This window comes from Flavobacterium sp. (assembly GCF_050696275.1).
Taxonomy (GTDB): Bacteria; Bacteroidota; Bacteroidia; order Flavobacteriales; family Flavobacteriaceae; genus Flavobacterium.
The window spans coordinates 11,745-24,823 of sequence record NZ_JBOGUT010000007.1 but is presented as its reverse complement, the minus strand read 5'-3'; the positions used below and the strand labels follow the sequence as shown (position 1 = coordinate 24,823).

13 protein-coding genes are annotated in these 13,079 nt (G+C 36.6%); 7 read left to right on the top strand and 6 right to left on the bottom strand.

The genetic code is table 11. The features are described 5' to 3' along the window. The first annotated feature begins 14 nt into the window (after positions 1–14). From ACRDEC_RS05550 to ACRDEC_RS05535, 4 genes are all read left to right on the top strand, one after another. A complete protein-coding gene (locus tag ACRDEC_RS05550) occupies positions 15–1,001 on the top strand; it encodes a PorP/SprF family type IX secretion system membrane protein (RefSeq protein WP_431497339.1) in 987 nt (328 codons plus the stop codon). A gap of 31 nt (positions 1,002–1,032) precedes the next feature. Beyond that, positions 1,033–2,220 carry a phosphoglycerate kinase gene (locus ACRDEC_RS05545; RefSeq protein ID WP_431497338.1) on the top strand — a complete coding sequence of 396 codons (1,188 nt, stop codon included), beginning with the start codon at positions 1,033–1,035 and terminating at the stop codon, positions 2,218–2,220. A gap of 105 nt (positions 2,221–2,325) precedes the next feature. Beyond that, positions 2,326–4,341 (top strand): LysM peptidoglycan-binding domain-containing protein, encoded by a 2,016-nt coding sequence (locus tag ACRDEC_RS05540; protein WP_431497337.1) that lies wholly within the window; start codon positions 2,326–2,328, stop codon positions 4,339–4,341. A 56-nt stretch (positions 4,342–4,397) separates the two neighbouring features. Beyond that, positions 4,398–4,844, top strand: coding sequence for a GNAT family N-acetyltransferase (locus tag ACRDEC_RS05535; RefSeq protein ID WP_431497336.1), 447 nt, complete (start codon positions 4,398–4,400; stop codon positions 4,842–4,844). Here ACRDEC_RS05535 and ACRDEC_RS05530 read toward each other — a convergent pair. The 5 genes from ACRDEC_RS05530 to ACRDEC_RS05510 form a co-directional block, all read right to left on the bottom strand. After that, positions 4,841–5,659 carry an OmpA family protein gene (locus ACRDEC_RS05530; RefSeq protein ID WP_431497335.1) on the bottom strand — a complete coding sequence of 273 codons (819 nt, stop codon included), beginning with the start codon at positions 5,657–5,659 and terminating at the stop codon, positions 4,841–4,843. The genes ACRDEC_RS05535 and ACRDEC_RS05530 overlap by 4 nt on opposite strands. Then, the gene (locus ACRDEC_RS05525; protein ID WP_431497334.1) at positions 5,659–7,296 is read right to left on the bottom strand and encodes a S41 family peptidase; all 1,638 of its coding nucleotides are present in this window, start codon (positions 7,294–7,296) and stop codon (positions 5,659–5,661) included. The genes ACRDEC_RS05530 and ACRDEC_RS05525 overlap by 1 nt, the downstream gene beginning before the upstream one ends. Positions 7,297–7,359: 63 nt before the next feature. Next, on the bottom strand, positions 7,360–8,109 hold the full coding sequence (mtgA, locus tag ACRDEC_RS05520; RefSeq protein ID WP_431497333.1) for a monofunctional biosynthetic peptidoglycan transglycosylase: 750 nt from the start codon (positions 8,107–8,109) through the stop codon (positions 7,360–7,362). Next, entirely contained in the window at positions 8,109–9,221 is a 1,113-nt protein-coding gene (locus ACRDEC_RS05515) for an NAD(P)/FAD-dependent oxidoreductase (protein ID WP_431497332.1), read from the bottom strand. The genes mtgA and ACRDEC_RS05515 overlap by 1 nt, the downstream gene beginning before the upstream one ends. Then, complete coding sequence (locus ACRDEC_RS05510) at positions 9,218–10,363, bottom strand: sensor histidine kinase (RefSeq protein ID WP_431497331.1); 1,146 nt, start codon at positions 10,361–10,363, stop codon at positions 9,218–9,220. Before ACRDEC_RS05510 ends, ACRDEC_RS05515 begins: the two co-directional genes overlap by 4 nt. 269 nt (positions 10,364–10,632) lie before the next feature. Between ACRDEC_RS05510 and ACRDEC_RS05505 the strand changes: the two genes are divergently transcribed. The 3 genes from ACRDEC_RS05505 (at position 10,633) to aat (ending at position 12,619) form a co-directional block, all read left to right on the top strand. Continuing rightward, on the top strand, positions 10,633–11,505 hold the full coding sequence (locus tag ACRDEC_RS05505; protein ID WP_431497330.1) for a flavin reductase family protein: 873 nt from the start codon (positions 10,633–10,635) through the stop codon (positions 11,503–11,505). Between the two features lie 7 nt (positions 11,506–11,512). Beyond that, complete coding sequence (locus ACRDEC_RS05500; protein WP_431497329.1) at positions 11,513–11,884, top strand: DUF3127 domain-containing protein; 372 nt, start codon at positions 11,513–11,515, stop codon at positions 11,882–11,884. 99 nt (positions 11,885–11,983) lie between these two features. Beyond that, a complete protein-coding gene (gene aat, locus ACRDEC_RS05495) occupies positions 11,984–12,619 on the top strand; it encodes a leucyl/phenylalanyl-tRNA--protein transferase (protein ID WP_431497328.1) in 636 nt (211 codons plus the stop codon). Here the strand turns inward: aat and ACRDEC_RS05490 are convergent, their stop codons facing one another. Then, positions 12,620–13,057, bottom strand: a complete 438-nt coding sequence (locus ACRDEC_RS05490) for a hypothetical protein (protein WP_431497327.1) — start codon at positions 13,055–13,057, stop codon at positions 12,620–12,622. Positions 13,058–13,079: the final 22 nt, after the last annotated feature.

Here is a 13,079-nt window from a genome sequence, read left to right as displayed (position 1 = left end):
TTAATTTAAAGAGTATGATTTCTTCCCCAAATAGAATAGTGAATAACGGTAAAATCCTTATTGCGGTACTTTTGTTATCGTTTACGAAGAATTTTGCACAAGAGTTAAATGTTCCTGTTGCGACCCAGTACTTAGCAGACAACCCGTTTGTTATATCACCTACTTTTGCAGGTATTGGCGATAACTTCAGAATTAGAGCCAATGGTTTTGCGCAATGGATTGGGATTAAGGATTCGCCAAGAAATCAAGCGTTATACGCTGATTTCAGGATTGCGGACCAATCTGGTGTCGGACTTTCATTTTACAATGATAAAAATGGATTTACAAGACAAACAGGAGCTAAATTATCTTTTGCACACCATATTATTTTAGATTATTATTCCAGGCAATATTTGTCTTTTGGTATCTCTTTTAATATAAACAATTTTAAAATCGATACGGAAAACTTCAATATTGTTGATCCAAGTATTACAAATGATCGATTCACGTCAAATAATAACTTTGACGTGGGTCTTTTATACCGAAGAAAAGCATTTTTCTTTAGTATCAATGCCAGTAATATCTTAAACAAGGACACAAAGAAGTTTTATATGGCGGAACCTAATCTGCTTAGAAACTACCAAATCTTTACCGGATATACGTACAAGAGTAATCGTGACAGCCGCGTAGAGATCGAACCGTCAGCGTATTTTCAGTTTTTCCAGAGTGACGGACGTTCCAGTACCGACTTAAATGCAAAAATAAGATACTATGATAATCAGAGAACAGGATATTTCTGGATGGGAGCTACTTACCGTTTCTTAAATGACCAGCCTTTGAAACCTCTTACTTTAGGGCCAATGGTTGGAATTAAAAAAGGAGGATTTTATGTAGGGTACTCTTACCAGTTAACGCTTAATGAAATCGCAAATTACAATTCAGGGACTCACATGGTTACTATCGGTCTTGACTTCTTACAGAAAGCAAGTAACTGTCCTTGTACCCAAAAAGAAGTAGATTAAAACATTTTCAGTATAATAGATATAAGCCAAAATGAAAACAATATTTGATTTTAATTTCAACCGCAAAACCGCTTTAATCAGGGTAGATTTTAACGTACCGTTAGACGATCAGTTCAATGTAACTGACGCTACTCGTATTGAAGCTGCAAAACCAACGATTGCCAAAATCCTTAAAGACGGTGGCAATGTGATTTTAATGTCTCATTTGGGAAGACCAAAAGGTGTTCAGGATGAATTTTCATTGCGTCATATTGTAGCTAAGTGTTCGGAAGTTTTAGGAGTTCCGGTTCAATTTGCTTCAGATTGTATAGGTGATATTGCTGAGAATGCTGCCAAAAACCTTACTTCAGGTCAAGTACTGTTGTTGGAAAACCTTCGTTTTTACAAAGAAGAAGAAGCTGGTGACGTCGATTTTGCAAAGAAACTGGCTGGTTTAGGAGATATTTATGTGAATGATGCCTTTGGAACAGCTCATAGAGCGCATGCGTCGACTACAATTATTGCTCAGTTTTTCCCTGAGAATAAATGTTTTGGTGCTTTGTTGGCCAAAGAAATCGAAAGTTTGAATAAAGTTCTTACGAATAGTGAAAAACCGGTCACAGCGGTTCTTGGCGGAAGTAAAGTTTCTTCAAAAATTACTGTTATTGAGAATATTTTGGATAAAGTCGATCACATGATTATTGGTGGTGGAATGACTTTCACTTTCATAAAAGCATTAGGCGGTACGATCGGAAATTCTATTTGTGAAGATGATAAATTGGAATTGGCTCTTGATATTCTGCGTTTAGCCAAAGAAAAGAACGTACAAATTCACTTGCCGGTTGATATTATAGCGGCCAATGCATTTTCTAACGATGCTGAAACCCAAATCATCGATGTTAAAGCTATTCCTGACGGTTGGCAAGGTCTTGATGTAGGTCCAAAATCGTTAGAATTAATTAAGAAAGTTATTTTAGAGTCTAAGACTATTCTTTGGAATGGTCCATTAGGTGTTTTTGAGATGTCAAATTTTGCTAACGGAACTATCGAATTGGGTAACTTTATAGCCGAAGCTACTCAAAATGGTGCTTTTTCACTTGTTGGTGGCGGTGATAGTGTCGCTGCTGTAAAACAGTTCGGTTTCGAACCAAAAATGAGTTATGTTTCCACTGGTGGCGGGGCAATGCTGGAGATGTTGGAAGGAAGAATTTTACCTGGTATAGCAGCGGTAATAAGTTAAAAATCAAAATTTTAACAATTTTTTTTGTTTTTTTACGTTATTACCTTTTATGTTTGCAAAAAATTTCAACTAGTTGAATTTTAATCAGTTACAAAAAAAATATATATGATAAAAAAGTTTTTTGCCCTAAACCTACTCCTACTTTTACCTACTTTTACGTCATTTGCACAGGATAGCTTTCAAGCAGATGCTACTGTAAAACCGACAGTAAAGCTATCATTTCTTGATTCATTAAAATCAACTTATGTGGTTGATGAAATGACTTCTTGTGTTGACAGCCTGGCGCTAAAAGAATTGACAAATCAGGAGGTTTTTGACGAGCTTTATGCAGATGTCAAAAATATTGATCTTGATAAAACAGTTGATTATGAATTGCCAACGGATCTTTTCAAAGAAAGATTGCGTTTAATGGACGAAAAATCTCCTTTTAACATCGAATACAATGTAGGTTTAGAAAATCTGGTGAAATCCTTTTTGAAAAACCGTAAGCGTGCCATGGAAAGGCTAATGGGTATTTCCCAATACTATTTCCCCATGTTTGAAGAAGCGATGGCTAAATACAATGTGCCGTTGGAAATCAAATACTTGGCTTTGGTCGAATCTGCATTAAATCCTAAAGCGGTTTCAAGAGTTGGCGCAACAGGTTTATGGCAATTCATGTATGAAACCGGAAAACAATATAAATTAAATATCAATTCGTATGTTGACGAACGCAGTGATGTGCTTAAAGCATCTGATGCAGCAGCAAGATACATGACGAATATGTATAAGATTTTTGGCGATTGGGAACTAGTTCTGGCTTCGTATAATTCAGGAGCAGGTAATGTAGCCAAAGCCATTCGTCGTTCTGGCGGACAGCAAAATTATTGGAACATCAAAAAGAACTTGCCTCGTGAAACACAAGGCTATGTTCCGGCGTTTTACGCCTATATGTATATTTTCGAATACCATAAAGAGCACGGAATCGTTCCTGAAAAAGCAATTCTAAATCATTTCACTACCGATACGATAGCCATTAAAAAAACAATGTCGTTCAAGCAAATTTCGGATTTATTGAATATTTCGCCTGAACAATTAGAGTTTTTGAATCCTTCGTACAAAATGAAAGTGGTTCCTTATGTAACAAATCAGACGCATTTTTTACGTTTGCCAAAAGATAAAGTAGCTGTTTTTACTTCAAACGAAGACAAAATGTATGCTTACATTAATTACGAAGAAAGCAGAAGAGAAAGACCATATTCTGCTAAATCCAGAGTAAAAATCAGCAGAGATACTACTTCTGCTAACAATTCAGGAGAAGATTTAGCCGAAGCAAATACTGTAATGAAAAGAGTTTCCAAAACGAAATTCCATACGGTGCGACGCGGTGATAATCTAAGTGATATTGCTGAAAAATATGATGTAGCTCTTTCCGATTTAAAAAAGTGGAATAAATTAAGAGGGAATAATGTTCAGGCAGGAAAGAAACTTAAAATAATGACTTCAGAAAGAATTGCTGTAGTTCAAAAAGTAAAAAAACAACCGGTTAACACTGAAATTGCTAAAGTTGAGAAATCTGAGCCAAGCAATGAAAAAACGACCACCAATACGGAGTATGTTGTTAAAAACGGTGATAATCTGATTAAAATCGCGAAAGAGAACAAGTTGTATGTTGTCGATTTAAAAAAATGGAACAACCTAAAAGGGAATAGTGTCAAATTAGGGGATAAGTTAAGATTAACGGCCCCGGAAGAAACGGTTCAAAATGAAACGGTTGCTTCATCTGAAGAGAAAAGTACCAACCAAACTATTTTCTACAAAGTTAAAAACGGTGATAACCTGTCTTTAATTGCAGACAACAATAACGTGTCAGTTAGCGATTTAAAACAATGGAATAACTTGTCTGGCACTAAAGTTAGAGTTGGCCAGAAGTTGAAAATTCAAAAAATGACTGAAGCTGTTGCGGATGTTTCAAAAAAGAAAAATAAATTCCAAGAACAAAAATCTTACATTGTTCAAAAAGGAGATTCGTTATATAGCATTTCGCAAATGCACCACGTAACTGTGGCAGACATCAAAAAGCTGAACGGCATCAATGATGAAAACATCCAGCCGGGAATGGAATTAAAAATTAAAGGATAATAAAAAAGGGAATCATTTGATTTCCTTTTTTATTACTTTTGTTTAAACGTTTCATTATGTCGCCAGAATTCAAAATAAAGCCTTTTAAAGCACTTTCAGGTCAAGAAGTATATGATGTACTAAAACTACGTGAAGAAGTCTTTATTGTAGAGCAAATTTGTATTTATCAGGATATTGACGGTAAAGATCAAAAAGCATTACATGTTTTAGCTTATCACAACAATGAATTGGCAGCTTATTGCCGATTGTTTGATGCTGGATATTATTTTGACCAGGCTTCCATCGGAAGAGTAATAGTTGCTTCTAAATTCCGCGAAAACAAATGGGGGCATGATTTGATGCGTGAGGCAATTAAAGGGGTTCAGGATCACTTTGGGAAAAGTCAAATAACAATTTCGGCACAATTGTATTTGAAGAAATTTTATGAAAGTCACGGTTTCGTGGCTACTTCAGAAACCTATCTGGAAGATGATATTCCTCACATTCAAATGAAGCGTGGCTAAATCGCTGTAATTACCAATTCTACTCTTCGGTCGTATTCGGGCTCTTTTCCTAAAGGCTGGCTGTTTCCGTATCCTTTAAAAGTCATGCGGGTTTTGTCTATTTTCTTGGTAACAAAAAACTTGTAAACGGATTGTGCACGATTGGTAGAGAGCTGTCTTTTTTTAGTATCCCGGTCTATTGCTTCCTTTTGATATGGCGGCGTGCAGCAAACATGTCCTTGTATTTCGAAGCGTAAATTTTTATACTTAAGAAGTGCTTTGGACATCTTCTCTAAATCATTTTTTGCCTTAATATTTATTTTACTGCTGCCTTTTTCAAAAAGTACATCGGCTAAAAAAATCCGGTCCCCAATCACGTGTTTTTTCTGGATTTCATTATACAGACCAGGAATCACTATTTTAGGCAATGGCTTCATATTGACCACTACATCGACTCTGCGGTTTTTAGAACGGACTTCGGGCAGATTCTCAAGAATATCATCGTCAATCAGCACACGCCCTTTACCTTCAATGGTGACAATGATTTTACTTTTAATACCGCTTCCCACTAATTTGTTTTTAATGGTATTGGCGCGGTTATTAGAGAGTTTGAAATTGTAAGCATCTTTTCCTCTGTCATCGCAATAGCCAAAAATCTGTATGGATTCTACCCGTGTGGAATCGACGGTTTTAATGAAATTGACGACAGCATTTCCCTGTTTTTCATCAAGATGGTATTTGTCAAATTCAAAGTAAATGGAATTGACCACCTCTTCTTGTGCCGAAGCGAAAGAAAAAACAAAAAACAGCAATAAAACTGTCAAAGAATGCCTCATTATTTTTTGAGTATTTTGTTGTATTCGCCTGTGTTAGATAACAATTGAGATGCTTTTTTTATTTCCGAATTATTTTTGGTATAAAACAAGTATAATCCTTCTTTATATTGAAAACGCTTGATGACTTCATCACGTAATAAGTTCAGGATTTCGGTTTTATTTTTGTCCATTTCCACTTCTTCAGCTTTTTGCAGGGAAGCTAAAAGGTTATCGTATTGAACTTTTATTGAAGCATCTATTTTTTCTTTTTTAGCTTGTTCCATAGTTTCCTTCAATGCCAATTCTGTTTTGGTGTCGAAAGAAAAATTCTGTGTTTTTAAGAATGCTTTAAATGCAGTAAAATCAGCTTCTCCCAATACAGGTACTTTTTCACCAAGTGTTGGGTTTTTGTAATAATAATTGGTTGCGAAATTAAAAATGGCGTCGTTTTTATCCAATGCATCAATGATACTGGTCGTTTTTGTTTCTTCTAATTCTACATCCGGTTGGATTCCGCCACCATCGTAAACAGTTCTTCCTTTTCGGGTTTTAAAAGCATTGTAATTTTTAGATTCTGTACGGATTGCTTTTCCATTAGCATCTTTTTTAGAATAATCCAAAGCTTGAATACATCTTCCGGAAGGGGTATAATATCTCGAAATAGTTACTTTAAGCTGTGTTCCGTAAGACAAATCAATTGGGCGTTGTACTAATCCTTTGCCGAAACTTCTGCTGCCAATAATCACTGCTCTGTCTAAATCTTGTAATGCGCCAGCGACAATTTCACTTGCTGAAGCACTTTTTCCGTCTACAATAATAGCCAAAGGGATTTCAGTATCTATAGGGTTTTTGGTTGTTTTGTATGTAGTGTTATGTTTAGCAATATGAGATTTTGTAGTTACTATAATCTCGTTATTTGCTACAAAAAGATTACAGATATTGACAGCTTCGCCTAATAATCCGCCTGGATTTCCTCTTAAATCCAAAATGATTTGCGTTGCACCTTGCTCTTTTAGTTTTTCCAAAGCCTGTTTGGTTTCGGTGGATGCTTTTGCATTAAATTGTGATAAAACAATATAACCGGTTTTGTCATCTATTTTTCCGAAATAGGGAACGGCTTTCAAATCGACTTCATCCAAAACAAGCTGTGTGGTTTTTAATTCACCCTGACGTTTGAATTTGATATCGATTTTAGCATTTTTACTTCCTTTTAAAAGCTGAGAGGCATCTTCTTTGAAGTCTACCAGATTCACATCGCCAATCTGAATGATTTCATCTCCGGCTTTGAGTCCGGCTTTGTCTGCAGGGTAGTTTTTGTACGCTTCACGCACAATTAGTTTTCCTTCTTTTCTGCTGATCATAGCGCCAATACCGGTATATTCTCCAGTATTGTTTATTTTAAATTTCGCGACATCCTGTTCGTTAAAGTACACGGTATACGGATCTAAATCAGCCAGCATACTTTTGATTGATTTATCCATTAATTCCGCCGGATTCGTTTCGTCGACATAATTCATGTTGACGGTTTTGAACAAGGTGGTAAAAATCTCTATCTGTTTGGCTATTTCAAAAAAATCTTCTTTAAAACTTACACCTACAAATAAAAATGAGCTGGCTAAAACGGGAAGTATATATTTCTTTTGGATGAAACGTCTCATGATTTTCCTGATTAAGAATGACTACTAAATTACTCAGTAATTTACTAATTGTGTGTTAATTTTTTAATATTCTAATTTCCCTACCTGACGCATGACACGAAGGGTTTTGCTTTTTCTTCTTTCCACATAGGCAGAAGAGTTTGTTGCTTTGTACTTTCTGGGATTCGGCAAAATAGCTGCAATTGAAGCTGCTTCATATTTGGTTAGGTTTTTAGCGCTTTTATGAAACCAATATTTCGATGCGGCTTCGGCACCATATACGCCATCTCCCATTTCGATACTGTTCAGGTACACTTCCATAATGCGTTCTTTGCCCCAAATTAACTCAATTAGTACTGTAAAATAGGCTTCAAGCCCTTTTCGCAGATAACTTCTTCCTTGCCATAAGAAAACATTTTTTGCGGTTTGTTGCGAAATGGTGCTTCCTCCTTTGAGTTTTTTTCCTTTTTGATTGCTGCTGAATGCTTTTTGCATGGCGCCAAAATCGAAACCATTGTGCTTTAGAAAGTAACCGTCTTCACTGGCTACAACTGCTTTTTGCAAATTCATTGAAATATCTTCCAAAGGAACCCAATTATGACTGCAAACCATATCTTTTCCGCCTGAATTGTGTTCCAAAGCTCGAACAGCCATCAGCGGAGTAAAAGGTACCGGAACAAATTTGAAAAGAATGACAAAAAAGAGAGAAAGACCAAAAAACCAAAGCATGGCCTTGAGGACAAAACGCTTTAGTTTGCTTATAAAACTTTTGTTTTCTTTTTTAGGTGCCGATTTAGCTGCCGGCTTTGCTTTCGTTGTTTTCTTAGTTGCCATTATATTAAATCTGCTAATTCTTGTCCTACTAAACTTCCAATTGCCACACCCATCCCGCCTAATCTTACACCACAATAAACATGTTCCGATAATTGTTCGACGATAGGTTTTTTATGAGAGCCCAATCCCATAATGCCACTCCATCTGTGAGCAATTGTATATTCCTGTTGTGGTAAAATTACTGTTGAAAGTAGTTCTTCCAGTTTGTTTTGAATGAGTTCCGTTTCACCAAATTCAGCGGTGGCCTCGCCTTCAAAATCTAAATTCCTGCCTCCTCCAAAAAGTATCCTGTCGCCAATATTCCTGAAATAATAATAGCCTTTGTCCAAATGGAAAGTACCGCGGATGTCCAGATTTGGTATCGGTTCGGTAATTAAAACCTGTGCCCTGGCTGGTTTTACAGCATTGTTTGTCAGTTTTCCTGCAAATCCGTTTGTGGCAAACAGCAGTTTTTTAGAAATAAAGCCATAATTATTTACTGAAATTGCAACACCATTTGGAGTATCTGAAAAATCGGTTACATTTTGATTGTTTAAAATCAGAATACCTTTGGCATAGGCTTCTTTCAATAGCGCCTGCATCATATTTCCTGTATCAATCTGAGCTTCAAAAGGATTGAAAATAGTATATTCCTGAATATTTTTGAAACCAAAACGGTCTACATTTTTCTCAAAAACATCGGTTCTGAACAGGGGTTTTAAAATATCGTTGATGAAAGGTAGTTTCTGCAAGCATTCGCTATAGGTACTTTCATCGTCTTTCAAAAATAATTCGTATCCGCCGTAAGGTTTGAAATCGATGGACTGATCTCCTAGATTTTTACGTAGTAACTGTAAACCCTGCCAGCGTTTTTGTATGAGCTGGATAATATCTTCTTCCGAATGAGATTTTAAATCATCGATAATTTCAGATAAACTCCCAAAACAGGCAAAACCGGCATTTTTAGTGCTGGCACCTTCGGGCAACATACCTTTTTCAAGGATTAGGATTTTACTTTCAGGAAAACGTTCGCGTAGGCGCAAAGCTGTGTGAAGGCCTACAATTCCGCTTCCTACAATGGTATAATCTACATCTGTAAACCAATTTTTGAGTTCCCAGTAACTTAAATTCATCTTTTGAAAGTTATTTGAATGGTCGTTCCTTTATTAATTTCCGAGTGCAAGACTCTTATTCGCCCTTTGTGGTATTCTTCCACAATTCTTTTGGTTAACGAAAGACCCAGTCCCCAACCTCTTTTTTTGGTTGTAAACCCAGGTTCAAAGATAGTTTTAAATTGGTTTTTAGGTATTCCTTTACCGTTATCGGTGATGTTTATTTTAGCAATTCTTCCATCATCCTCAATGGTTATGGTAATAGTTCCTCTTCCACGCATGGCATCAATGGCATTTTTAATCAGATTTTCAACAGCCCAGCCATGCAGTGTCGGGTTTATTAAAACCGGAATTTCATGTTTGGGCGCTTTAAAAGAAAAAACTACTTGTTTGGAAAAACGGGACTGTAAATATTCGTAAGCGTCCTGTGTTTCGGTGATTAAGTCCCTTCTTTCGAGATTCGGTTCGGAACCAATTTTAGAAAAACGGTCTGTAATGTGCTGAAGCCGCTGAATATCCTTTTCTATTTCAGTAACAGTAGTCTCATCGACATTATCCGCTTTCATGATTTCGACCCAGCCAATAAGCGAAGAAAGCGGTGTGCCAATCTGATGTGCCGTTTCTTTTGCCATTCCTGCCCAAAGTTTGTTTTGGGTACCCATTTTTGTGGATTTGTAGTAATTGTAAACCAAAGCGCCAAAAAGGAAAATAATCATGACGAGCGCAATAGGATAGTACTTTAATTTACTGAGCAGCGGCGAATTCGCATAATACAAATAGCGGATATTTCCTTTGTCAATTTCAAACTCAATTCTGTTGTTCGACTTTTTAAAACTTTGCAGCAGGTTTCTAAATTTGGTTGAATCCTTTATAACTTCCTCATCAATATTGTTGCTGCCTAAAACAGTATCGTTCTGGTCAGTCAGAATAATAGGGATGGTGGTATTGTTTGAGATGATCTGTAGCGGGAGATCGACATCGGCATTGTCCCCAGCGGTATGCAATGATTTTTGGGCAGTCGCCCAGACTTCCATTTTAATCCGCTCCTCGTTTTTAAAAATCTGGAAAAAGATATAGGTATTCCATAAAATCACAACAATGATTAGGAATGAAATCGACATGAGTACCCATCGGGTAATGTTTCTTTTGGTAGAAAATTGCATAAGTTTTCTTGAGTGGATAAATATACTAAAAAGACATCAGATGCTTTTACATACTAACTCAAAAAATAAGGTTTCCTTATTGTCTGTTCAAAATAAAATTTAAGAGGATAGCTAAATAGAAGAAAAAGAAGGAGTTGTGCTTGAAATTAGCATTTAAAGACAGGTATTTCCAAAAGAAATGGCACGGATTGATTCGGTGGAAAAAAATTAATCAAGGTGTTCAATTTAAAAACCATTGGATTTCTTATTTTTGTTCAAAATAAAAAATCATGTTAAGCATTTCTCCAAAAGAAATTCCAACGACGCAAATGCAGGCTTATTTGCAGGGCGCCATTGGACCAAGACCGATTGCTTTTGCAAGTACCATTGATGGAAACGGAAAACCCAATTTATCGCCTTTCAGTTTTTTTAATGTGTTTAGTGCCAATCCGCCAATCTTGATTTTTTCTCCAGCGAGAAGAGTGCGCGGCAATACAACAAAGCACACGCTTGAAAATGCCAAAATTACCCACGAAGTGGTTATTAACGTGGTTAATTATGCAATTGTACAGCAGGCTTCTTTGTCAAGTACCGAATATGCTGAAGGAGTAAATGAGTTTGTTAAAGCAGGATTGACACCAATTCCTTCCCACGTGGTAAAACCGTACCGTGTGGCCGAATCTCCAGTTCAGTTTGAATGTAAAGTAAACGAGATTATTGAATTGGGCCAGGAAGGAGGAGCTGGAAACTTAATTATTTGTGAAGTAGTTAAGATTCATATTGATGAGTCTATTTTGGATGAAAGCGGAACAATTGATCAGCACAAAATCGATTTGGTTGCGAGAATGGGCGGAAACTGGTATTCACGTGCTAACCAAGGATTGTTTGAAGTCCCAAAACCGCTGACAACACTTGGAATTGGAGTAGACAGTATTCCAGAATTCATTAAGAAAAGCGATGTTTTTGACGGAAATGATTTAGGCATGCTGGGAAATATTGAAGCATTGCCAAGTGACGAAGAAATTGCTATATTTGTCCAGGAAAATTTTGCTGTAAAAGGCGTTTTGAGTTCAGATGACGAGCAAAAGGTACATTTGAAAGCAAAAGAATATTTAAATAATCAAGACGTACTTTCGGCATGGAAAGTATTGTTGGCTAAATAAAAAGAAGATGGAAGTTACAGGAAGAATTAAGGTGGTTAACCCTACACAGGACGTTAGTGCATCATTCAAGAAAAGAGAAGTGGTGATCACTACAGATGAGCAATATCCACAACACATTATGATTGAATTCACTCAGGCTAAAGTAGATGATTTGAACAGCTACCAAGCAGGAGAGCAAGTGAAAGTTTCTATTAATTTAAGAGGTCGCGAATGGGTGAATCCTCAGGGAGAAACTAAATATTTCAATTCTATCCAAGGATGGAGAATAGAGAGAGTGCAAGCGCAATCTGCAGCACCTTCTCCAGCAATGCCGGCGGCAGAAGCTTTCGAACCGGCAACAAATTTTAAAGAAGAAGAACACGACGATTTGCCTTTCTAAAAAGGTAAAAACAAAAAATAAAAGTCAGAAGTAATCTTTATTTCTGACTTTTTTATTACAATTAATTTACTATTTCCAGCTACACAAATTTCCGAATCGATGTATTTTTTAACCGATGAATTAGTTTTTCCTCCAGTACACGAGTCCTCACCCGAAGGGCTGTTAGCTGTTGGCGGTGATTTGTCTGTAGAAAGAATAGTATTGGCTTATGAAAACGGTATTTTTCCATGGTTTGAAGATGGTGACCCAATTTTGTGGTGGTCACCTGTGGAACGGATGGTACTGTTTCCCGAGGAATTCAAAGTTTCTCACAGCATGCGGAATGTGATTAATAAAGGTGTTTTTAAAGTAACCTTCAATACTGTTTTTAGGGAAGTGATGCTCAATTGCCAAACCGTAAAGCGAGAAGGACAATACGGAACCTGGATTTCTGACGAAATGATTGAAACGTATTGTAAACTTCACGAATTGGGCAAAGCCGTATCAGTTGAAGTTTGGCAGGACAATGTATTGGTCGGCGGATTATATGGCGTCGATATGAATCCGATTTTTTGTGGGGAAAGTATGTTTTCCAAAGTAAGCAATGCTTCCAAAATGGCTTTTATTGCCTTGGTGAACCATTTGAAAACCAATAATTACAAACTTTTAGATTGTCAGATATACAACGATCACCTGGATAGTTTGGGCTGTAGAGAAATCCCTCGGGAGGATTTTTTACGAATGCTGAAAGGATAATTATTGATACATTTCAGGGGTAACGATGTATTTGCAAACGAACTTTTTGGTTTTGTCTCTATAAAAATAATTGAAAGTTGTTTTGTTGTCCCGCATGTTTTTCATTTCCGGATTGGTTTGTATGTTTTCCAATACTTTTGGAAAGACATATTTTTTTACAGTATCCAAATTGACATCTGCTTTATAAAGATCCACTAAAGTGAAATTATACTGAAGGGTTTTATTGGGAAGCGCAACGACATTATCCAGACGGGTATATTCATCTATAGTCATCGGGCACGATTTATTGATTTGATTGGCACCCTCAACCAGATACTTATCAAAAGAAGGCTTTGAAGAAAAATACTGGACGGCAAAATAGGCTACAAAAAAGCATGTCACAATTACAATAGCAAGGATTATTTTCTTTTGGGTTGTTGGTGAAGAGGTTGAATTCATTTTTAATGAGGTTTGCTGTAAA